The 21,221-nt window shown below is 73.7% G+C and carries 22 protein-coding genes and 1 pseudogene; 11 read left to right on the forward strand and 12 right to left on the reverse strand.

The features are described from left to right. Nucleotides 1–13: 13 nt before the first annotated feature. The 3 genes and pseudogenes from AC07FV_RS04745 to AC07FV_RS04755 all read right to left on the reverse strand — a co-directional run bounded on the left by AC07FV_RS04745 (nucleotide 14) and on the right by AC07FV_RS04755 (nucleotide 1,475). Nucleotides 14–484, reverse strand: a complete 471-nt coding sequence (locus AC07FV_RS04745) for a GNAT family N-acetyltransferase (protein WP_479084622.1) — start codon at nucleotides 482–484, stop codon at nucleotides 14–16. A gap of 95 nt (nucleotides 485–579) precedes the next feature. Continuing rightward, nucleotides 580–978, reverse strand: a pseudogene (locus tag AC07FV_RS04750) (RidA family protein); the annotation flags it as partial. Then, nucleotides 975–1,475, reverse strand: coding sequence for a hypothetical protein (locus AC07FV_RS04755; protein ID WP_479084624.1), 501 nt, complete (start codon nucleotides 1,473–1,475; stop codon nucleotides 975–977). The pseudogene AC07FV_RS04750 and the gene AC07FV_RS04755, both read right to left, overlap by 4 nt. Before the next feature lie 139 nt (nucleotides 1,476–1,614). Between AC07FV_RS04755 and AC07FV_RS04760 the strand changes: the two genes are divergently transcribed. From AC07FV_RS04760 to AC07FV_RS04780, 5 genes are all read left to right on the forward strand, one after another. Then, on the forward strand, nucleotides 1,615–2,382 hold the full coding sequence (locus AC07FV_RS04760) for a nucleotidyltransferase domain-containing protein (protein ID WP_479084626.1): 768 nt from the start codon (nucleotides 1,615–1,617) through the stop codon (nucleotides 2,380–2,382). A gap of 382 nt (nucleotides 2,383–2,764) precedes the next feature. Then, nucleotides 2,765–4,651 carry an FUSC family protein gene (locus AC07FV_RS04765; protein ID WP_479084628.1) on the forward strand — a complete coding sequence of 629 codons (1,887 nt, stop codon included), beginning with the start codon at nucleotides 2,765–2,767 and terminating at the stop codon, nucleotides 4,649–4,651. Nucleotides 4,652–4,702: 51 nt separating this feature from the next. Then, on the forward strand, nucleotides 4,703–6,148 hold the full coding sequence (locus tag AC07FV_RS04770; RefSeq protein ID WP_479084630.1) for an amidohydrolase: 1,446 nt from the start codon (nucleotides 4,703–4,705) through the stop codon (nucleotides 6,146–6,148). A 135-nt stretch (nucleotides 6,149–6,283) separates the two neighbouring features. Next, on the forward strand, nucleotides 6,284–6,973 hold the full coding sequence (locus AC07FV_RS04775; protein WP_479084632.1) for a DUF899 domain-containing protein: 690 nt from the start codon (nucleotides 6,284–6,286) through the stop codon (nucleotides 6,971–6,973). A gap of 155 nt (nucleotides 6,974–7,128) precedes the next feature. Then, a complete protein-coding gene (locus AC07FV_RS04780) occupies nucleotides 7,129–7,314 on the forward strand; it encodes a hypothetical protein (protein ID WP_479084634.1) in 186 nt (61 codons plus the stop codon). A gap of 45 nt (nucleotides 7,315–7,359) precedes the next feature. Here the strand turns inward: AC07FV_RS04780 and AC07FV_RS04785 are convergent, their stop codons facing one another. From AC07FV_RS04785 to AC07FV_RS04795, 3 genes are all read right to left on the reverse strand, one after another. Beyond that, the gene (locus tag AC07FV_RS04785; protein ID WP_479084895.1) at nucleotides 7,360–9,225 is read right to left on the reverse strand and encodes an ABC transporter ATP-binding protein; all 1,866 of its coding nucleotides are present in this window, start codon (nucleotides 9,223–9,225) and stop codon (nucleotides 7,360–7,362) included. A gap of 467 nt (nucleotides 9,226–9,692) precedes the next feature. Continuing rightward, entirely contained in the window at nucleotides 9,693–10,127 is a 435-nt protein-coding gene (locus AC07FV_RS04790; RefSeq protein WP_383649779.1) for a hypothetical protein, read from the reverse strand. Next, on the reverse strand, nucleotides 10,124–10,765 hold the full coding sequence (locus AC07FV_RS04795; protein ID WP_479084636.1) for an ATP-binding protein: 642 nt from the start codon (nucleotides 10,763–10,765) through the stop codon (nucleotides 10,124–10,126). Before AC07FV_RS04795 ends, AC07FV_RS04790 begins: the two co-directional genes overlap by 4 nt. Nucleotides 10,766–10,980: 215 nt before the next feature. Between AC07FV_RS04795 and AC07FV_RS04800 the strand changes: the two genes are divergently transcribed. After that, nucleotides 10,981–11,841 carry a helix-turn-helix domain-containing protein gene (locus tag AC07FV_RS04800; RefSeq protein WP_391967572.1) on the forward strand — a complete coding sequence of 287 codons (861 nt, stop codon included), beginning with the start codon at nucleotides 10,981–10,983 and terminating at the stop codon, nucleotides 11,839–11,841. Continuing rightward, nucleotides 11,842–12,117, forward strand: a complete 276-nt coding sequence (locus AC07FV_RS04805) for a DUF397 domain-containing protein (protein ID WP_383649772.1) — start codon at nucleotides 11,842–11,844, stop codon at nucleotides 12,115–12,117. Nucleotides 12,118–12,256: 139 nt separating this feature from the next. Here AC07FV_RS04805 and AC07FV_RS04810 read toward each other — a convergent pair whose 3' ends face one another. Further along, on the reverse strand, nucleotides 12,257–13,747 hold the full coding sequence (locus AC07FV_RS04810; RefSeq protein WP_479084637.1) for a glutamate synthase subunit beta: 1,491 nt from the start codon (nucleotides 13,745–13,747) through the stop codon (nucleotides 12,257–12,259). 236 nt (nucleotides 13,748–13,983) lie between these two features. Beyond that, complete coding sequence (locus tag AC07FV_RS04815) at nucleotides 13,984–14,463, reverse strand: anthrone oxygenase family protein (RefSeq protein ID WP_479084639.1); 480 nt, start codon at nucleotides 14,461–14,463, stop codon at nucleotides 13,984–13,986. A gap of 163 nt (nucleotides 14,464–14,626) precedes the next feature. On the opposite strand from AC07FV_RS04815, the gene AC07FV_RS04820 reads away from it, so the two are divergent. Together AC07FV_RS04820 and AC07FV_RS04825 are read left to right on the forward strand one after the other, a co-directional pair. Next, on the forward strand, nucleotides 14,627–15,259 hold the full coding sequence (locus AC07FV_RS04820) for a nucleoside/nucleotide kinase family protein (protein WP_479084641.1): 633 nt from the start codon (nucleotides 14,627–14,629) through the stop codon (nucleotides 15,257–15,259). A gap of 79 nt (nucleotides 15,260–15,338) precedes the next feature. Beyond that, on the forward strand, nucleotides 15,339–15,782 hold the full coding sequence (locus tag AC07FV_RS04825; RefSeq protein WP_479084642.1) for a PPOX class F420-dependent oxidoreductase: 444 nt from the start codon (nucleotides 15,339–15,341) through the stop codon (nucleotides 15,780–15,782). A gap of 16 nt (nucleotides 15,783–15,798) precedes the next feature. On the opposite strand, the gene AC07FV_RS04830 is transcribed toward AC07FV_RS04825, so the two are convergent. Next, on the reverse strand, nucleotides 15,799–16,926 hold the full coding sequence (locus AC07FV_RS04830) for a magnesium and cobalt transport protein CorA (RefSeq protein WP_479084643.1): 1,128 nt from the start codon (nucleotides 16,924–16,926) through the stop codon (nucleotides 15,799–15,801). 304 nt (nucleotides 16,927–17,230) lie between these two features. Here AC07FV_RS04830 and AC07FV_RS04835 point away from each other — a divergent pair, with 304 nt between their 5' ends. Then, on the forward strand, nucleotides 17,231–18,025 hold the full coding sequence (locus AC07FV_RS04835; protein WP_479084645.1) for a methyltransferase domain-containing protein: 795 nt from the start codon (nucleotides 17,231–17,233) through the stop codon (nucleotides 18,023–18,025). 184 nt (nucleotides 18,026–18,209) lie between these two features. Here AC07FV_RS04835 and AC07FV_RS04840 read toward each other — a convergent pair whose 3' ends face one another. Together AC07FV_RS04840 and AC07FV_RS04845 are read right to left on the reverse strand one after the other, a co-directional pair. Beyond that, a complete protein-coding gene (locus AC07FV_RS04840; RefSeq protein ID WP_479084646.1) occupies nucleotides 18,210–19,139 on the reverse strand; it encodes a carbohydrate kinase family protein in 930 nt (309 codons plus the stop codon). Beyond that, nucleotides 19,124–20,032, reverse strand: a complete 909-nt coding sequence (locus AC07FV_RS04845) for a pseudouridine-5'-phosphate glycosidase (protein WP_479084648.1) — start codon at nucleotides 20,030–20,032, stop codon at nucleotides 19,124–19,126. The genes AC07FV_RS04840 and AC07FV_RS04845 overlap by 16 nt, the downstream gene beginning before the upstream one ends. A 121-nt stretch (nucleotides 20,033–20,153) precedes the next feature. Between AC07FV_RS04845 and AC07FV_RS04850 the strand changes: the two genes are divergently transcribed. Next, a complete protein-coding gene (locus AC07FV_RS04850) occupies nucleotides 20,154–20,582 on the forward strand; it encodes a VOC family protein (RefSeq protein ID WP_479084650.1) in 429 nt (142 codons plus the stop codon). Between the two features lie 28 nt (nucleotides 20,583–20,610). Here the strand turns inward: AC07FV_RS04850 and AC07FV_RS04855 are convergent, their stop codons facing one another. Further along, nucleotides 20,611–21,165: a methylated-DNA--[protein]-cysteine S-methyltransferase gene (locus tag AC07FV_RS04855; protein WP_479084652.1), complete on the reverse strand. Its 555-nt coding sequence runs from the start codon at nucleotides 21,163–21,165 to the stop codon at nucleotides 20,611–20,613. Between the last annotated feature and the right edge of the window lie 56 nt (nucleotides 21,166–21,221).

The raw sequence follows: 21,221 nt of genomic DNA on the forward strand, positions 1-21,221 counted from the left end.
GCCTGTGGCTGCCCTACGGCTGCCACAGGTACCGCACGTCCGGCTCCCGCTCCTCGTTGCCTGCGCCGTCCGTCCACTCCACGGCGGTGAAACCGTGCCGCTCGTAGAAGCGGTGGGCGGGCGCGTTGACCTGGAAGGTCCACAGGGAGAGCCGTCCCGGCGCGTGTTCCTTGGCCAGCGCGACGAACCGGTCCCCGATCCCGCGCCCACGCCACTCCGGGGCGAGGTACAGCTGCGACAGCTCCTCGCCCTCCAGCACCAGCACGCCGACGACCTCTTCGCGCGCCGTCTCCGCCACCCAGGTCTCACGCAGGGGCACGACCACATGGTGGAAGTACTCCCGCACCTCGTCGTCGGACCGCGGCCTGACGACCGTGGGCAGCGCGGCGGCGAAGGAACGCAACCAGACGTCGGCGGCGCCGCGGGCATCGGCGGCCGTCGCCCGCCGAAGGACGACCGTTTGCCCGTCCGCTTCTCCGCTCACGGACGCTCCCGCCTCGTCACGCCGGCGTTCGGTACGGCGGTGGTCGACACGTCGGCGTTCGGCGCGGCGCTGGTCGTAGCGTCGGCAGGTACGTCGTCCGGCACCACCGCCGTCGCCGTGATCTCCACCAACTGCCCTGGATACCCGAGGCAGCTCACCCCGAGCAGAGTCGAGGAATGCGGGCCCGCACTGAGTCCCGACGCCTCGACGACCTCCCAGACGGCGGCCAGGGTGCCGGGCTCGGTGCTCACGACGTACACCTCGGTCGACAGGACGTGATCCAACCCGCTCCCGACGGCCCGCAGCTGCTCGGTGAGGTTCGCGATCACCTGCTCCGCCTGACGGACCGGGTCGCCCTCGCCGACCAGCCGGCCCTCGCCGTCGAGCGGTACGGATCCGGCCAGGAAGGCGAGCCTCGTCCCGGCCTCGACGACCGAGGCATGAGCGTAGGTGGGCGGCGGGAACAGGCCGGGCACGGTGACGCGTCGGATCACGTGGACTCCTGGGGCGGTGGGCGATCGGCCTCCCGATCGTCCGCTCTCCCGTCTGCCTCCGCACTCGAATTTCCGGCCCCCTCTCCCCCCTGCCGTGCGCTGAGCCGTGCCCGCACCTCCCGCAACCGAAGCCGTCCCGCCACCCGCCCCGCGGTGGACCGGCGCGTCGCGGCAGCCGCGGCGGCCCGGAAGGCGGCGCCGCGCTCCACGGCCTCCACCCGGTCCACGGCGTACAGGCGCGTCGGCGGCGCCGAGCGGAGGTGCGGGTGGCTGCGCAGCAGATCGGGCTCGCCGAGCAGCCGGCGCACCATCTCCGCAGTCCAGCCCCTGGCCCGCAACCCCGCCACCGACACGTGACCGCGCCCCGACCCGGGCTCGCCCCCGCCGGGCTCCCGGGCCCGTACCGCGCTCTTCTTCTCCGTCGGCCCGAGGCCGCCGTCGTCCCGCCTGCCCTGCCGGCCCGGGCTTCCTTCGTCGCGCTTCCACGATGCCCTCACGACACGACCTCCCCCGCCGCTACGCTCAGTGACGCTTTCATTGATAACGCGTGCCACTGACAATCGCCTCGTGCCGCGGACCGACCGCGCGTACGCTTCGGCGTCCACCCGACCGCCCCCTCCTGTCAGGAGCCAGGCAGTGCCCTTCCTCGCGGACCAGGCATTCCTCGACACCACCGCCGACCGACTGGCCGCTCTGCCCACCGTCCGGGCCGTCACCCTCGGCGGCTCCCGGGCCCAGGGCACGCACCGGCCGGACAGCGACTGGGACCTGGCGGTCTACTACCGCGGCGCTTTCGACCCGGCCGACGTCCGTGCCCTCGGCTGGCCCGGAGAGGTCTCCGAGGTCGGAGGCTGGGGCGGCGGCGTCTTCAACGGGGGAGCCTGGCTGACCGTCGACGAACGCCGGGTGGACCTGCACTACCGCGACCTCGACGTGGTCGAGCACCAGGTGGCGGAGGCGCAGGCGGGGCGCTTCGACATCGAGCCGCTCATGTTCCACCTGGCGGGCATCCCGACGTACCTGGTCGTCGCCGAGCTGGCGATCAACAGGGTGCTGCGCGGCGAACTGCCCCGCCCCTCCTACCCGGAGGCGCTCCGCGCGACGGCCCCGGAGCGCTGGTACGGCGCGGCCACGGCCACCCTCGCCTACGCCAAGGCCGGCCACGCGCCCAAGGGCGCCCTCACCCAGGTCGCCGGCGCGATCGCCCTCGCCACGACGCAGACGGCGCACGCGGTGATGGCGGCGCGGGGGGAGTGGGTCACCAACGAGAAGGGGCTCGTCGAACGGGCAGGGCTGGGCACGATGAACGCGCTGCTGGCGACGCTGCGGCCCGATCCGCGGTCCCTGTCACGATCGGTGGCCGAGGCCGAGCTGACACTGAGCGAGGCAGTGGAGGCGCGCTGACGACGACGGGTACCGGGGCCGGAGCCGCACGCGGCTCGCGAGTGCGGAAAGGTGACGCCCCCGAGCGCAGACGCTGACGAGCGCGGAAGGGCGTCCGAGGCCCGGCTCGGCTCGGCCTGGCTCGGCCCGGCCCGGCCTGGCTCGGCCCGGCCTAACCCGGCCCGGCCTAACCCGGCCCGGCCTGACCCGGCTCGGCTCGGCCCATCAGGCCCGACGGCCTCATCCTGCCCGGGCCCGTCCGCCCGACTTCACATCACCGAAACCCGTCCGTTTCCGGCCACTGGAGAACCGACCGTACGCTTGACCGTGCACCACCCGGCCCGGCCACCGTCGCCCGAAGGCTCGCCCCCGCCCTCGACCGACGACAGGAGCCCCGCCCCCCGTGTTCCGTACCCTCCGCCGTGCCCGTCCCGTCGCCCTCACGCTTCCGCCGTGGCTCGCCCACGCCCTGAGCGCCCAACGCGGACCGGTGCCCTGGAGCGCGGTGGTCCGCGGCGCGCTGGCCGGAGGGCCGCTGCTGCTGGTCGCGATACTCGCCGACCGGGCGCCCCTGGGGGTCGTCGCCGCCATCGCCGCCATGCTCGCCGGCATCAACGACCGGCCGGGCAGCCGCCGCACCTCCGTACGGCGGATCGGCGTGCCCGCGCTCGCCGGAGCGGTCGGGCTGCTCGTGGGGACGTACTCCGGTGACCACCTCGACGCCGTACCGCTGACGCTGGTGCTGACCTGCCTCGGACTGGTCGCGGGCGGTTTCAGCGCCGCCGGAACCGTGGCTTCCGGAGCCGGGACGCAGTTGCTGGTCACCACCGCCGTAGGGGCCGGGATGCCGCTGCCCGGCCCCGCCTGGCAGAGTGCGCCGGTCTTTCTCGCCGGCGCCGGGTGGCTGCTCGTGCTGCGGCTGGCGCTGCCCACACCCGGTTCCCTCGGCGGGGACTCCCGCCTCGCCTTCCGCTTCGACGGGGAGCGGGCCGCGGTCGCCGCCGTCTACGACGCCGTCGCCGCGCTCCTGGACGCCGCGGGCACCGAGCACGCCGTCACCCGCAGGGCCGCGCTCACCGCCGCCCTCGACCAGGCACAGGACGCGCTCACCGGGCCCCGGCTGCGACGCCATGCCTCGTCCGCCGACGAACGGAGGCTGCACGCCCAGTACGCCGCCGCTCTGCCGCTGGGCGAGGCGGCGACCGCCCTCGCGTGGGCCGAGCGGATCCTCCCGGCGCGGGCCGCTGAGGGCCCCCGGCGGCTCGTCGCCGCCGTCCGCGGCAACACCCCGGCCGGTCCGCTGCCCGCGCCCAGCCGTACCGAGCCCGCTCTGCGCGCCCTGGACGACGCCCTCCTGCACGCCGCCGAGGCCTTCGACCAGGGCCGGGGCCGCGACCTGCACACCCGCAGGCGGTCGGCCGCCTCCCTGCTGCGCACCGTGCTCGGCGCCGGCGGACGCGAGTACGGGCTGCGCGCCGGGCTCTGCTTCGGGGCCAGTGCCGCCGTCGCCCAGGCCCTGCACCACGGACCCTGGCACGGCGCCCACCAGCACTGGTACTGGCTGCCCGCCACCGCCGTCTTCCTCGTGAAGCCCGACCTCGGACCGCTGGCGTCCCGGGTGCTGTGCCGGGCGGCCGGGACGGTCCTCGGGGCGCTGCTCTTCGCCGGGTTCGCCGCCGTGCTGCCGCGCCCGGAGGGCCTCGTGGTCCTCGTCGCCGTCTGCGGCGCCCTGGTGCCGGTCGCCGCACGGCACTTCGCCGCCCAGACGACCGTGGTCACCGTCCTCGTCCTGGCCCTGATCATGGTGGCCGGCGAGCCCCAGGCCTCGGTCAGCCGCATCGGGGAGACCCTGCTGGCCTGCGCGATCGTGCTGGTCGTCGGGCACCTGCCGATGCCGGGGCAGCGGGGCGGCCGGGTCCGTACCCGCATCGAGGCCGCCGACGCCGCCGCGCACGCCTACCTCGCCCACGTACTGAGCGAGTCCGGCGACCGCGGCACCCGGTGGACACTGCGCCGCGAGGCCTACCGCACGCTGGCCGAGGCCCGTACCGCGATCGCACTGGCCGCCGCCGAACTGCCCGCCCTCGCGCGGCACTCCGAGGGCGCGGACGAGGTCGCCTCGCTCCTCGAACGGCTCGTCGACACCACCACCGCGTGCGCCGTGCACCTAGACGACACCGGCCGGCTCACACCCCGCCACACCGCACGGCTCGCCGAGCTGAGAAGCGAACTCGCCGCGCGCCGCGGGCCCGTGGCACTGCGCGAGCCCGCACCGAGTCCGGCCGGGTGAGCGTCCCGTCGGACGGCTTCCACCTCACCGCCCGGGCCGTACGTTGGCGTGATGACCCCCTCCTCCCATGAGAAGCCCACCGGCTCCCGTGAGCAGCCCACCGAATCCCGTGCCCGGTCCACGGGCAGTCACGAGCAGCCCACCGGGGCCCCCGGACCCGCCGACCTGGTCATCACCGGCTGCACCGTCCTCGTGCACGACGATCGCGAACGGATCGGTTTCGCGGAGGACGCGGCCGTCGTCGTACGGGACGGGCTCGTCGACTCCGTGACGACGGCCGCCGCCGTGGCGGACCTTCCCGCCGCCGACCGTATCGACGCGCGCGGCCAGGTCGCCCTCCCCGGGCTGATCAACTGCCACACGCACGCGCCGATGGTCGCCCTGCGCGGGCTGGCGGAGGACCTGCCCACCGAGGAATGGTTCAACGACGTCGTCTGGCCCGTCGAGTCCAACCTCACCGAACGCGACGTCGAGCTGGGAGCCCGGCTGGCCTGCGCCGAGATGATCCGCGCGGGCGTCACCTCCTTCGCGGACCACTACTTCGCGATGGACACCGTCGCCGCCGTGGTCGCCGAGTGCGGGATGCGGGCCCTTCTGGGCCAGGCCTACTTCTCCTCGCAGGGGACCGAGGGGCGGGAACGGTCCCTCGACTTCGCGCTGCGGCACCGGGACACCGCCGACGGCCGCATCACGACCGCCCTCGCGCCGCACGCCCCCTACACCGTGACCGACGCCGACCTCGCCGCCACCGCGGGACTCGCCCGCGACCACCGTCTGCCCGTGCACCTGCACGCCGCGGAGAACCGCGACCAGACCGACACCAGCCTCGCCCGGCACGGCGCCACGCCGATCGAGATCCTGGAACGCACCGGGATCCTCGACACCGACGTGCTCCTCGCGCACGGCACCGGCATCGTCGAGGCCGATCTGCCGCTCCTCGCACGCGCGGGCGGACGTACGGCCGTGGCGACCGCGCCCCGCGGCTACCTCAAGTTCGCCTGGCCCACCACCACCCCCGTCCGCGCCCTGCGCGAGATCGGTGTCCCCGTCGGCCTCGCCACCGACGGCGCCGCCTCCAACAACTCGCTCGACGTGTGGGAGTCGATGGCCCTCACGTCCCTGATCCAGAAGGCAACCGAGGGCGACCCCCGCTGGCTCTCCGCCCGCCAGGCCCTGCACCACGCCACCGTGCAGAGCGCCCGCGCGGTCGGGCTGGGGGACGTCGTCGGGCGGATCGCCCCCGGCCTGCGGGCCGACCTCGTCCTCGTCGACCCCACCGGCCCGCACACCCAGCCCGTGCACGACCTCGCCGCCACCCTGGTGCACAGCGCGCGCTCCGCCGACGTGCGCACGACGATCGTCGACGGGCGGGTCCTCATGCGGGACCGCGAACTGCTCACCCTCGATGTCCCCGCGGTGGTAAGGGAGTTGGGGGAGCGGCTGCCCGCCCTGACCGACCGGGGGCACGGCCGGCGCGTCCAGGAGTACGACACCTGATCCGCACCTGATCCGCGCCGCCGACCCGCATCCGCAGGGCGGCTCGGAAAAGAAGTCCACCGAGCCGCGATGAGTTCCGCTCGTCCCGGCGGTCACCACCCTTCGACCGATCGTCGCACCGGAGGAGTCGCAGCGATGTCCCTGCCCGAGATCGTCACCCGCGCCCAGTGGCGCGCGGCGCGCGAGGCCTTACTGGACAAGGAGAAGGCGGCCACCCGTGCGCGGGACGCGCTCAACGCCGAGCGGCGCGGGCTGCCGATGGTGGAGGTCGACAAGGAGTACGTGTTCGAGGGCGGCGACGGCAAGGCCACGCTGCTCGACCTCTTCGAGGGACGCGACCAGCTCGTCGTCCACCACTTCATGTTCGCTCCGGAGTGGGACGCCGGCTGCCGCGGCTGCTCCGCGTTCCTGGACCAGACAGGGCACCTGGCGCACCTGAAGGCCCGCGGTACGTCGTTCGCGGCGGTCTCCCGGGCCCCGTACCCGAAGATCCTGCCCTTCAAGGCGCGGATGGGCTGGACCCTGCCCTGGTACTCGTCGTACGTCAGCGACTTCAACACCGACTTCGAGGCGACCCTGGAGCACGAGGGCGAACTGGTCGAGCGCCCCGGACTCAGCTGCTTCCTGCGGGACCGCGACCGGGTCTTCCACACCTACTCGACCTACGAGCGCGGCCTCGACGGACTCGGCTCGACCACCAGCCTCCTCGACCTGACCGCGCTCGGCAGGCGGGAGCCCTGGGAGAAACCCGAGGGGCGCGCGTCGACCTTCGGTGCGCCCGTGGGTGCCGAGAGAGTCCGCTACCACGACGAGTACGAGGCCTGACACACAGCGTGGCGAACCCGGCCGAACGGCTGAGGCGCAGGTCACACTTTGCGGTGAACGAGTGTCAACTATGTCTCAGTACCATCACCGCACGAGCCTTTGGCTCCATGGTTGGCGTTTAACTCTACGAGTACAGCGCTACATGGAGGTGCGGGGTGAACGGGCGAACAGTGCTCGAACGCTTTCCCGCCGGCGGACCGCGTGGATCCTGGCCGGCCGAGGAGTTCGCGAACGCGCGACGTCTGGAGGGCCTGCCCGCCGAGGTCGTCATGGATCTCGCCACGGACATGTTCCTGGTCATCGTCCGCGGCGGACCCGCCGCCGGTGACGCGGCCGCCTGACGCGCCCGATCCCCTGACGCGCCCCTTGCGAGCCCTCCCGAGCCGTCAGCCCGCCTCCGGTGCGTGCACCGGCGCCTTGGCGAACTGCTCGGCCTGGAGCGAGTACAGCTCCGCGTAGACCCCGCCGGTGGCCAGCAGCTCGTCCGGCGTCCCGGACTCCACGAGCCGGCCCTGGTCGAGGACGTGCACCAGGTCCGCATGGCGCACGGACGCCAGGCGGTGGGTGATCAGGACGACCGTCTGCCCGCGGCCGGCCAGGGCGCGGATCTTCTCGAAGACCTCCAGCTCGGCCCGGGCGTCCAGGGCCGCCGTCGGCTCGTCCACGATGAGGATGTGACCCCGCCGGTACGCGGCGCGGGCGATCCCGACGCGCTGCCACTGGCCGCCGGACAGCTCGTGCCCGCCGCTGAAGTCCCGGGCCAGCAAGGTGTCCAGGCCGCGTGGCAGGTCCGCGACCACGTCCCGGGCCCCGGCCTCGGCGATCGCCTCGGCGAGGCGTTCCTCAGCGAGCGGCGTCGAGGAGCGGCCCACCGCGACGTTCACCCGCGCGGTGAACGGCCAGCGCTTGAAGTCCTGCGCCACCATGGCGATGCGTTCGGCGAGCCCGTGCCGGTCGGCCGTCGCCGCGTCGACGCCGTCCCAGGTGATCCGGCCCCCGTCCGGCGCGTACAGCCCGGCGAGCAGCTTGACCAGCGTCGTCTTGCCCGAGCCGTTCTCACCGACGAGCGCCACGATCCGGCCCAGCGGCAGGGACAGGGTCACGTCGTCGAGCGCCGGGCGGTTCGCGTCCCCCGGGTAGCGGAACGTGACGTTCTCGAAGCGGATCTCCTTCGGGTCCTCGGGCAGCGCGGCACCGCCCACCGGGATGGCCCGGGCTGCGGCCTCCCTGTGCAGCCGTTCCAGGTCACCGACGAACAGGGCCTCCTCGTGGAGCGCGTTGACCTCCACGACCAGGGTGCCCAGGCTCTGCGAGCCGGTGCGGACGGCGATCACGGCCGTACCCGCCACCGACAGGGCCATCGCACCGCCCAGCAGCAGCCCGCCGAGCGTGGCGTAGGTGGCCGCCGTCGCCAGCCCCGTCCAAGCCGCCGCGATCAGCCCGGTACGGGCCGCGAGGCGGGCCAGCCGGGCCTGCTCCGCCTCGGCGGTCTCCGACATCGCGCGGAAGTGCCGCAGCAGGAAGGGCCCCACTCCGTGCACCCTGATCTCGGGGGCCGCGGCCGGTTCGATGAGCAGTCTGGCCAGGAGCCGTCCCGCCCGCTCGTGCTGGACCCAGGCGTGGAAGGACTGGTACCGGCGGCGGGCGAGGGTCAGCGCGCTCCAGGCGCTCGGCAGGGTCATCGTCACCATGAGCGGCAGCAGCGCCGGGTGCAGCACGGTCAGCACGCCGGCCGCCGCGACGAGCGAGATCATCGCGTTCACCACGCGGGTGCCGATCGAGATCATGCGCCGCGCGGAGGCGGCGCCGTACTGGGCGGTGTCCAGGAGCTTGTGGAAGGCGTGGTCCTCGATGGCGGACAGTTCCACGGCCGCCGCCCGCTCCAGGTAACGCTCGGTGGCCACCCGCTCCACCTTGGGCTCCAGTCGCCCCGTCGCGTATGTCGACGCCGCCCTCAGCAGTGCCGCGACGAGCATCGCCGCGGCCACGGTGATCAGGGCCGGGACGGTCTCGCGCAGCCGTTCCTCGATCGGGCCTGCGGTCAGCAGACCGGCCAGCACACTGTTGACGGCGAGCAGACTGACCGCCTGCGCCAGACCCCGGCCGACCTCGGCCGCCAGCACCGTCCGCGCCGCCTGCGGGTCGGCCTGCCGGGCGAGCCGGAGGCTGGAGGCCAGCAGAGACGGCAGCCGGGTCAGCATCGCCCGGAAGCCCAGCTCCATGAAGGCGTCGGCGTGCTGGCTCCAGCCCATGTCGTAGCGGAGCGGACCGCCGAAGAGCAGCCGCTCCGAATCCGACACCCCGGCTGATTCCGTGCCGCCCTTCCTGCGCACCGTCGGCCTCCCCCGTATGTGGACGGACGGCCACTATCGCCGGGGCGGGATGCCTGCGGGCAGGGCGCGAGCCGGGGAGGCCGGGGCGCGCGGGCGCACGCGCGGCCGGAGGATGCCGGAAAGGGGCGCGCGGGATGAATCCGGGAAGCGCGGAGGTGCGATGAGGCGGGGTGGCGCGGAAGGGCGTGGCGGCGCGGTGGCGCCGTGCGGCGGAGGGCGTGGTGCGGGAGGGGCGTGGTGCGGGGGAGGGCGTGGTGCGGGAGGGGCGGCGTGCGGCGGAGGGCGTGGTGCGGGAGGGGCGTCGCCCGGTGGGCGTGTCGTGTGCGCGCGTGGTGATCCGGGCGGGCGCGGTGGCGCGGGAGGGTACGGGAGGCCGCCGCGGCTCCCTAGGCGGTCACCGGACGCGACCACGTCGGCGTCGTGTTCGTCAGTCGGCACAGCGCGAGATAGAGCGGGATGGGCGGGGTGTAGGGGACGGTGCCGTCCGGGCGGTGGATGAGGCCGGGGACGCTCGGGACGTCGGGGACGACCGCGCCGGTGGCGTAGCGCGCGGGCGCGGGCCACTCCAGGGCGTAGTCGGAGTCGGACGGGACGATCCACCACCAGTGCGCGGCGTCGGCGTAGACGCAGCCCACGCGTGGCAGCCGGGGGAGCACCAGGGGGCCGAGGCGGGCGGGCACCGCCACCGCGTCGCAGCCCAGCGGGGCCGTCATGCCGTCCGGCACGGGCAGCCGCCGGGGTGTCCCGGGGGCGCGCAGTCCGCGCTGGAGGCGGACCAGTGTGTCCAGCCCGATGGGTCGGATGCCGGACGCAGCCCTCATAGCCATTCGGTCCCCGTTCCGCGGCGCGCCTCTTGCCGGCGTCCCTCCGCCTCGCCGTCGTCGCCCGTGCCGTCGGCGGGGCCGGGCTTCGGGCGGGCGCCCCAGCCCAGGTCGTTGTGGGGCTCCGACGGGTCGCGCGGCCCGTCGGCCTTGCGCGGCAGCTCGGCCCAGACCAGCAGCCCGGGACCGTGCTCGTGGGCACCCCACGCCTCGCACAGGGCGTCGACGAGGAGCAGCCCCCTGCCGTGCTCGTCGTCCGGCTGCTGATCGGCCGAGGGGCGGGGCCGGCCCGGGGCGCAGCCCTCGTCGCGCACGGCTATGCGGACCAGGTCGGCGCCGTCGTGCAGCTCGCACACTATGTGTCTGCTCGCCGTGTGCACGATCGCGTTGGTCACCAGTTCGGAGACCACCAGGGCCGCGGTGTCGCAGGTGTCCTCGCACACCGACCAGCCGTTCAGCCGAGCGCGTGTCAGGCGTCTGGCCTGCGCGGGAGAGCCCGGATGTGCGGCCAGCTCGAAGCGGAACCGCCGCGGGGCGGCGGCGGTCCCCGAGGGGCCGGCTCCCATGGCGGCACCGAGGCCCAGGGAGCCCGCGGTGGCGTCTGTTCCTAAGGGCGCGGACGGAATCACGCTTGCCACTATCGCCCCGCCGTGAACACTTGGCAAGTGTCACTCTGAAAAATGCAGAGTGCTGTGTGACGGTCTGGACGGCCGTGGCACACTGCTCGCAACAGCACGTCGAGCGGCGCCACTTCAGATCACCGAAGGTCTGCCCGGACTTTCGAAAAGGTCTTCGAATGGCGCCGCCGGGCTGTCCGCACATGGATGTTCGGGGACTCTTCTGGAGGTGGGCGGTGAGCGAGCCGCGGTCAGCGCCGACGGTCGGCCAGGTCGTTCTCGGCCGACGCCTGCTGGACCTGCGGGAACGCGCCGGTCTCAAGCGTGAGGAGGCCGCCCGCATCCTGCGGGTCGCCCCGGCCACCGTCCGCCGCATGGAGATGGCCGAGGTCGCCCTCAAGATCCCGTACCTCCAGCTCCTGCTGAAGGCCTACGGCATCGGCGACGAGGAGGCCGACGCCTTCGTCCGGCTGGCCGAGGACGCCAACAAGCCCGGGTGGTGGCAGCGCTTCCACGACATCCTGCCGGGCTGGTTCTCCATGTACGTGAGCCTGGAGGGCGCGGCCGCACTGATCCGCTCCTACGAGCCCCACTTCGTCCCCGGACTGCTGCAGACCGAGGACTACGCGCGCGGAGTGCTCCGCTCGGGAGCCATCGGGCAGACCCGGCCCGACGACATCGAGCGCCACGTCGACCTGCGCATGCGACGCCAGGAACTGCTCACCCGTGACGACGCGCCCAGGCTGTGGGTCGTGATGGACGAGACCGCGCTGCGCCGCCCCGTGGGGGGCCCGGAGGTGATGCGTGCGCAGATCGACAAGCTGCTCGAGGCCACGAAGCTGCCCAACGTGACACTGCAGGTCGCCCCGTTCTCCAACGGGCCGCACCCGGGCACCTACGGGCCCTTCGTGCTGTTCCGATTCGCCGTGCCGGAACTCCCGGACATGGTCTACAGCGAGTACATGACCGGCGCCGTCTACCTCGACGCGCGCGCCGAGGTGGCGACCCATCTCGAGGTCATGGACCGCATGGCGGCGCAGGCCGCCACGGCACATCGCACGAAGGAGATCCTCCGGGATCTCCGCAAGGAGCTGTGAATGAATCGCATCGAGCCCCAGCGCTCGCCACGGACCCGCGGCGAGCGGATCTACAACGGCATGCCCGCCCGTGAGCTGGGCAGCGAGGGCTGGCACAAGCCGTGGAGCGGCGGCAACGGCGGCAACTGCCTGGAAGCGATGAAGCTCTCCGACGGCCGCATCGCGGTCCGGCAGTCCACCGATCCCGACGGTCCCGCGCTGATCTACACGTCCGCCGAGATGACGGCCTTCATCGAGGGAGCGAAGGCGGGAGAGGCGGACTTCCTGCTGTCCTGAGACGCACTCTGTTGATGCTTCTTTTTTAAACTGCTTGGCACCTGGTCAACCACCCGACATCAGGAAGAACGAGGGACAGAAGAACGAAGGGGCGGAGGAACGAGGGACGACCCCTGGACCGCCCGGGCGGCGGGCGGGCTCAGGCCGTCATCGGCCGGTCGTACGGGCCGACCGGTGACGGAAGCCGGGTGGCGCCGCCCGACAGGTGCCGGTCGACGGCCGCCGCCACCGCCCGTCCCTCCGCGATCGCCCACACGATGAGCGACTGCCCGCGAGCCGCGTCCCCGGCGGCGAAGACGCCCGGCACGTTCGTGGCGAAGTCCCGGTCCCGGGCGATCGTGCCGCGGGGCTCCAGCGCCACCCCCAGCCCGTCCACGAGCCCGTCCTCCCGCCCGGGCCCCGAGAAGCCGAGGGCGAGGAGGACGAGGTCGGCGGGGAGTGATCGCTCGGTACCGGCCAGCGGACGGCGCCCCCCGTCCACTCCGACCAGGTGCAGCGAGCGCACACGCCCCTCCGCGTCGCCGCCGAAGCGGAGCGTGGACGCCGCGAACAGTCTGGCGTCAGCGTCCGCCGCCGGTGCGCACCGCAGGTCCCGCGCCTCCTCGTGCGCGGCGGACAGCCGGTACAGCCTCGGATGCGTCGGCCAGGGCTCGGCCTCCTCGTTGCGCGCCGCACCCGGTTGCGCGTAGATGTCGAGCTGAGTCACGGACGCGGCCCCCTCCCGGACCGCCGTGCCGAGGCAGTCCGCGCCCGTGTCACCGCCGCCCACGATGACCACGTGCTTCCCGGCGGCGGACAGCGGGGAGCGCTCCAGATCGCCCTCGCACACCCGGTTGGCCAGCGGCAGGTACTCCATCGCCTGGTGGATACCGGCCAGCTCGCGGCCGGGTACGGGCAGTTCGCGCCAGGCGGTCGCCCCGACGGCGATCACCAAGGCGTCGTACCGGGTCCGCAGCTCGTCGGCGGCCACGTCCCGTCCGACCGTCGTCGACGCACGGAACCTGGTGCCCTCGGCCCGCATCTGGTCGATGCGCCGCTCGAGATGGCGCTTCTCCATCTTGAACGCGGGGATGCCGTACCTCAGCAACCCGCCGATCCGGTCGTCCCGATCGTAGACGGCGACGGTGTGTCCGGCCCGGGTCAGCTGCTGCGCCGCCGCCAGCCCGGCGGGTCCCGACCCGATCACCGCCACCGTCCTCCCGGACAACCGGTCCGGCGGACGCGGCGGGGTGAAGCCCTCCGCCCAGGCCCTGTCGGCGATCGCGCACTCGACGTTCTTGATGGTGACGGCCGGCTGGTTGATGGCGAGCACGCAACCCGATTCGCAGGGCGCCGGGCACAAACGGCCGGTGAACTCGGGGAAGTTGTTCGTGGCGTGCAGCCGCTCGCTCGCCGCCCGCCAGTCCGACCGGGCGACCAGGTCGTTCCACTCCGGGATCAGGTTCCCGAGCGGGCAGGCCTCGTGACAGAACGGAACGCCGCAGTCCATGCAACGGTCGGCCTGGGCGCCGACGATCGGCAGCAGCGCACCGGGGACGTACACCTCGTCCCAGTCCCGGACCCGCTCCTCGGCCGGCCTGCGGGGCCACTCCTCGCGGGGTGTGGTCATGAAACCCTTGGGATCGGCCATGGCCGTCGTCCTTGCTCACCGGGTGGCTGGCCGTGCGCGCCGCCGTGCGGCGTCCTTCCGCCCCACGATACGTCCCGCCGCCCCCGGCCGCAGGCCGCCCGAGCCCCTCACCACGGCGCACCCCGCCCGGTGCACTCCGCCTGGCTCACCCCGCTCATCCCGCGTCGGCGCTCCGGTCCGCGCGGCCCGCTGCCTCGGTGCCGGTGCCGCCGGCTTCTGGGGCCCCGGCCGCGCGCTCAGGTGAGGGCCAGCACGTACGCCACCCCCGCCGCCGCGGAGGCGCCCGTGCGGACGTGGTTCCACGCCGTCCACTCACGCACGTAGACGGGCCACCGGCGGGCCGCCTCCGCGGTGCCGGGATCCAGCCCGAGCAGCGCGGTGTTGCGCGGCACATGAACGGCCGCCGTGACCCCGAACGACCCGACCAGATACAGCGCGCTGCCCAGCAGCAGCTCCACCGCGGCTCCCTCCGGCCACAGCACGAACGTCACCACGGCGATCACCGCGGCCAGCCCCGCCGTCCCGAGGAACAGCAGCATGAAGGCCGGCCGCACCGCCGCCCTGTTGACCGCGTTCATCGCGGCGACCCCCTGCGCGGGCGGCAGCGCGGCGAGCCCCCGCATGACGAAGGCGGAGAAGGCGTAGAAGGCGCCGGCCGTCATACCGGTCCCGAGCGCACCCAGCACCGTCAGCACGAAGTACGGTCCCTCGGTCATGTCCTGTCAGCTCCCACCCGTCGAGTCGTTGTCCGCCCGGCACCGCCGGCCGTCGATCACCCCAGTCAACCTCCGCCCGCGTGGCGCCGACCATGGTCCAGCGGCGCGTGCGCATACGCGGGCGTCCAGGCGGGAGGACCGGCGGCTGACGCATCATGGGCGGGTGCGACTGGAAGCGATCACCTGGGACAGGCTCGGCGACCTGCTCGCCGAGCGCGTGCTCGACCTCGCGCCCGTCGACGGATCCGCCTGGCCGCGTGTCGCCTTCGACGGCGCGCCGGCCGCCCGCCCCGGCGACCTCGCCGAGCGGGTCTCCGAGGCGCTGCGCGTCCGCGGCCGCCCCGCCCTCGCCGTCGGCACGCAGGGCTTCCTGCGCCCCGCCTCGCTGCGCCTGGAGCACGGACGTCAGGACGCCGATTCCTACTACAGCGGCTGGCACGACACCGGTGCCCTCTGGCGCGAGGTCTTCGACCCGCTCGGGCCCGGTGGTGACGGGCGCGTCCTGCCCGACCTGTGGGACCCGGTCACCGATCGCGCCACCCGCAGCCCCTATGCCACCCTGCCGCCCGGCGGGGCGCTGCTGCTGCACGGCCCCTTCCTGCTGCACCACTGGTTCCCCCTCGATCTGAGCGTCCACGTGCGCCTCGGTCCCGGCGCCCTGCGCCGCCGCACCCCCGAGGCCGAGCGGTGGACCCTGCCCGCGTTCGAGCGCTACGACGAGGAGACCGATCCCTCCGGCACCGCCGACGTCCTGGTGCGCGCCGACGATCCACGCCATCCCGCCTGGAGCGGCTGAAGCGCCCGGCCGACACGGCCCTGCACTCCGTGCACTCCCACCCCTTTTATATGCGCGCGCATACAACTACGCTGTCGCCATGACGATCTCCTCCGGCGCTTCCGCCGACGCCACCGCTGCCCGTACCTCCGCGCTCGCCTTCGACGAACCGGTCCGTGCCCTGCTGGACGGCAAAAACTTCGCCTCCGTCGCCACGCTCGGCCCTGACGGCGCCCCGCAGAACTCCGTGGTGTGGATCAAACGCGAGGGGGACACCGTGCTCTTCTCCTCCGTGGACGCACGCCAGAAAGTGCGCAACCTCCGCCGCGACCCCCGGATCAGCCTGTCCGTCTACGACCTCGCCGACCCGTACACCTCCGTGGAGATCCGCGGCATCGCCGAGATCGTCCCCGACGACGAGAAGAGGCTTCCGCGCGAGCTGTCCCACAAGTACCTCGGCATCGATCCGCCCGCCGAGAAGGAGGAGGAGACGCGCGTCATCATTCGTGTCGTGCCGCGGAAGATCGTGGGCTTCTCGGTCTGAGCGGGCCCGACCGCCCTCAGAGCCAGCCGCTGCGCCGGAAGCCCCGGTGGAGTGCCAGGCAGGCGGCGGCTATCACGCCGATGACCAGACCGTAGCCGTACCGCCAGTGCAGTTCCGGCATGTGGTCGAAGTTCATGCCGTACACGCCGCACACCATGGTGGGCACCGCGACGATCGCGGCCCAGGCGGTGATCTTCCGCATGTCCTCGTTCTGCGCGACCGTCACGCGGGCGAGGTGCGCCTGGAGGATGGAGTTGAGCAGTTCGTCGAAGGCGGCGATCTGCTCGGTGGCTCGCAGCAGATGATCCGCGACGTCCCGGAAGTAGGCCTGTATCTCCGGCTGGACCACTCGGGAGGGGCGTACGGCCAGCTCCTCCAGCGGCCGGCCGAGCGGCACCACGGCCCGCCTCAGTTCGAGCAGTTCGCGCTTGAGCTGGTAGATCCGGCCCGGATCGACCCGCGCGCCGTGCTCCGCGAACACCTCCGTCTCGACATGGTCGACGTCCGCCTGGAACGCCTCGATGACACTGAGGAAGTCGTCCACCACGTGGTCCGCGATCGCGTGCAGCACCGTGGACGGACCCTTGGCGAGCTGTGCGGGGTCGGCCTCCAGCCCTTCCCGCAGGGGCCCGAGGGAGCCGTGCATCCCGTGCCGCACGGTGACCACGAAGTCCTGGCCGACGAAGACCATGATCTCGCCGGTGCTCACCACCTCGCTGGTGGCCGTGAGTTCCTCGTGCTCCACGTAGCAGACCGTCTTGAACACGGCGAAGAGCGTCTCCCCGTACCGCTCCACCTTGGGGCGTTGATGAGCCTCGATGGCATCCTCGACCGCCAGCGGATGCAGGTCGAAGAGCTCCGCGACGCCCGCGAACTCCTGGTCCGTCGGCTCGTGCAGCCCCAGCCAGACGAAGCCGGCCCCCCGCTTGCGCATGCGCGTCACGGCCTCGACCGGATCACCGCCCTCGGGGGTGCGGACACCGTCCCGGTACGTCACGCAGTTCACCACCGAGGAACCCAGTGGGGAGCGGGCGGGATGGCTCAGGTCCACACGCGGGCGACGCCGGGCCAGCCGAGCCACCCTGCGCAGAGCACCGACCTTCCCCAGCCCCGTGACCTTCCGTAGATTCCCTGCCATCGTCATCCGCGTCCCCCTCGCGTCGGTCGTCTCGCGCCATGCCTTCCCGCGCCGTGATGCGCCAGTTTGCCAGGCCGGCGGGAGCGGTGGACGCGCCTGTGGAAGGGGAGCGTTCCGCTTTGTTCCCGGCTGTGGACAGGCCGTTCGCACCACACCGGGGCCTGTCCGGGCCCGGTCCGCCCGAGCCCGGCCCGGCCTCGGTCCGGCACCGGTCCGGCATCGGTCCGGGCGGGCCCGCTGCCGCCCCGGGGGAGGCCGCGTCGGAGCGTCGACCGCTTCCGGCAGACCGGACAACTGGGATGATCGCCGCATGACGCGAGCCGACGGATACCTTCTCGACAACCGGCAGGCCGAGGCGGCGGAGCGCTTCGACGCCTTCGCCACCCTCTTCGACCCGACGACGTTCCGGCATTTCCAGGCGCTCGGCGTCGGTCCCGGCTGGCGGTGCTGGGAGGCCGGAGCCGGCGGCACCTCGGTGGTGTCCTGGCTGGCCAAGAAGGTGGGACCGACCGGCCGGGTACTCGCGACCGACATCGACACCTCGCGGGTCGCTCCGGCCGGCCGCCCGCCGGTCGAGGTGCGCGTCCACGACGTGGGTGCGGAGGAGCCGCCGGGGGAGGGCTTCGACCTGGTGCACGCCCGGCTCGTCCTCGTGCACGTCCCGGACCGGGAACACGCGCTGCGGTCCATGGTCGCGGCCCTGCGTCCCGGCGGCCGGCTCCTGATCGAGGACGCCGACCCCGCTCTCCAGCCACTGCTCTGCCCCGACGAGCACGGCCCCGAGCAGCAGCTGGCCAACCGGCTGCGGCACGGCTTCCGCCACCTGCTGACCCGACGCGGCGCCGACCTCGCCTACGGCCGACGCCTCCCGCGCCTGCTCCGGGAGGCCGGGTTGCGCCGTGTGGAGGCCGACGCCTACTTCCCGGTCACCTCGCCCGCGTGCGCCGCCCTCGAATCGGCGACGATCCGTCAGGTCCGCGACCAACTGGTCGGCGCCGGGGTGGCCACGCACGAGGACATCGACCGTCACCTCGCGAACGTCGCCTCCGGCACCATGGACCTCGCGACGGCGCCGATGATCTCGGCGTGGGGGCGCAAGGCGTAGGCGGCAGGCCCCGGGTCCACCGTCCCCGTCCCCGTCCTCGGCCGACGTGGGGGGAGGCACCGCGGACCGGCCGGTTCCCGGCGCGGAGCCGTCCGGCCGACCGCCACCGTGCCCCTGGACGAGGAGGCGCCGACGGCACACCGCCGCCCCCCCCCGGAGCCCCGCCTCCCGGCGCGCACGGCCGTCACTCCGACGACCGCGGAGGTCTCGCGCCCACCCGTGCGACCGCCTCGGCTCCCGCCCGGCACCCCGCGGCGGCCGCCTCCTCGGCCCCCGCGCCGGCCATCAGGGCCGCGAGGAAGGCGCCGGTGAACGCGTCGCCGGCACCGGTACTGTCCCGCGGCGACGCGGGCGCGGCGGGCACGCGCGCACACACGACGCCGGACCGGGCCACCAGGGCCCCCTCCGCGCCCTGTTTGACGATCACCGAAGGCACGTGCCGGCTGAGCTTCGCCGCCGCGTCGGCCGCGCCCGGAAGCCCGGTGAGCAGACATGCCTCGTCCCGGCTGGGCAGCAGCACCTCCACGCCCTCGACCAAACCGAGGAAGCGGTCGACGCCCAGCCTGGCAAGGAATCCCGCCGACGCCGGATCCAGGCTGACCGGCACCCCCCGCGCGCGTGCCGCGGTCAGGGCGACCGACACCAGGGCGCGGCCCGACCCGGAGAACAGGAGATAACCCGACAGGTGCAGCCGGGTCACGCCGTCGAGCAGCGCGTCCGACCAGTCGTCGGGGCCGATCCGCAGCGACGCCCCGCTGTCCGTGAGGAAGGTCCGCTCGGCCGCGGCGCCCAGGTCGACGAGACAGATCACCGTACTCGTCGGCGCCGCCGCGTCGACGACGAGGAGGGGCCGCACCCCGCGGGCCACCAGTTCCCGCTCGTGCCAGACCGCCGCGTCGGCGCCCACCCGCCCCAGCAGCCGTACGTCCCCGCAGCCTCCGTACGCGGCCCAGCACGCCACGTTGGCACCCGCGCCACCGGGCAGCCGGTGGATCGAGGCGGCCGTGTCCGTGCCGACGGCCAGCGGCCCCCGGTGCCGGGCGACGACGTCGGTGACGACGTCGCCGACGACCAGCAGCGCGCCGCCGCGCCCCGCGGTCACGCCCTTGCCCACGCTGCCGCGATCCGTCCCGCCAGACGTACGTTTCCGCGTACCGCCGCCAGGTTGGCGTTCAGCGAGGCGCCGTCCGTGTGCCGAACCAGGTGGTCGAGGAGGAAGGGGGTCACCGCCTGTCCCGTGACCCCCTCCCGCTCGCACGCGTCCAGCGCTTCGGCCAGCACCCGCGCGTGCAGCGCGGGGTCGAGCTGCGCCTCCTCGGGGACGGGGTGGGCGACCACGAGCGCGGACGGCGGCCCGCCGAGCGTGTCCTGTGCCCGCATGGCCGCCGCCACCTGCTCCGGGTCGTCCAGCGTCCAGTCCACCGGATGCCCCGAGTCGGACAGGTAGAAGCCGGGGAAGCGGTCGGTGCCGTACCCGGCCACCGCGACCCCCAGCGTCTCCAGCCGTTGCAGGGTCGCCGGTACGTCCAGGATGGACTTCACGCCCGCGCAGACCACCGTGATCCGGGTGCGGGCCAGCAGGCCCAGATCCGCCGACTCGTCCTGCGTCGCCGTCCACTGGCGGTGAACGCCGCCGAGCCCACCGGTCGCGAAGACCCGTACGCCCGCCAGCGCGGCCAGCAGGGCGGTCGCCGACACGGTGGTCGCCCCGCTCGCGCCGGCCGCCACCGCCAGGGGCAGATCACGGTGGCCGAGCTTGCGGATGCCGGCCTCGTTCGCGACGCACTCCAGCTGCTCCTTGTCGAGGCCCACGTGCGGCCGTCCGTCCAGCACGGCGATGGTCGCCGGTACGGCGCCCTCCCGGCGCACCGCCTCCTCCAGCTCCCGTGCCACCAGCAGATTGCGCGGGCGCGGCAGCCCGTGCGCGATGATCGTGGACTCCAGGGCCACCACGGGACGACGCGCGTCGATCGCCGCCCGTACCTCCTCCGACACCACCAGCACCACGTGCCCGCCTCCTGTCCGTCGGTTCCCTCTCATCCCTGGCGGGCCGGGGACCGGGCCAAACGTCTCGCGGACCCCCGGTGGGCCCTTGCGGCCCGCACGCGGGAGCACCAGCCTGGACACCATGACGGACCACACGACACGTCTCGACCATGTCGTCCTCTGGGTGCGTGACCCGATCGCCGCGGCCGGCTTCTACGAGAAGACCCTCGGTACGCAGCCGCTGCGCGTCACCGAGTACGCCGCGGGGACCGTGAGCTTCCCCTCCGTGCGCCTCAACGACGAGACCATCCTCGATCTGGCGCCGCACTCACTGGCGGATCGCATGAGGGTGGTACCCGGTGCCGACAGCAGCGCTGGCCATCCCGTCAACCACGTCTGCCTGGCACTGTCACCCCACGACTTCGAGGCGCTGCGCGCCCGCCTGGAGGAGCAGGCGGTCCCGGTCTCGGAACTCTCCTACGACTCCTACGGCGCGCGCGGCCCGGCCCGGCGCAGCTTCTACTTCGGTGACCCGGACGGCAACATCATCGAGGCACGGCACTACGGGTGAACCAGCCGGCGCCCCTCGCGGCCGGAGCTCAGAACAGCGGCTCGGGCAGCACGCCCTCCAGGGCGAGAAGCTGCCGCTTGGTGTCCACGCCGCCCCCGAACCCGCCGATGCGGCCACCGCTCTCGACGACCCGGTGGCACGGCACCACGACCGGCAGCGGATTGGCCCCCATGGCCATGCCCACCGCCTGGGCGGCAGCCGGCTGCCCCACCCGGCTCGCCAGATCGCCGTAACCGACGACCGAGCCGTAGGGCACGCCGGAGGCCAGCTCGCGCAGCACCTCCCGGTTGAAGCCCGAGATCAACGACCAGTCCAGCGGCAGGTCGAAGTCACGTCGCGTGCCGGCGAGGTACGCCGTCATCTGCCGTATCGCCTCGGCCAGCAGCGGGGAGCCGGGCGCCTCGACGGGGTCCGCGCCCAAGCGCGCCGCGAGCCGTTCGAGCGCCCGCTCGCGCGTGGCCCCGGTGGCGTGGAACGCGACGTTGACCAGACCGTCGGGGGTGGCGGCCAGCAGCAGCGGACCGATGCCGGTGTCGACGACGGTCCACACGACCTGCTGCGCGTACTGCCCATGGCTGTCCATGCGCCCACCGTACGGCCGGCCACTGACAGAGCCCGGAGCCCCGAGGACGGGAACGC

It is taken from the genome of Streptomyces sp. NPDC045956, assembly GCF_056430705.1.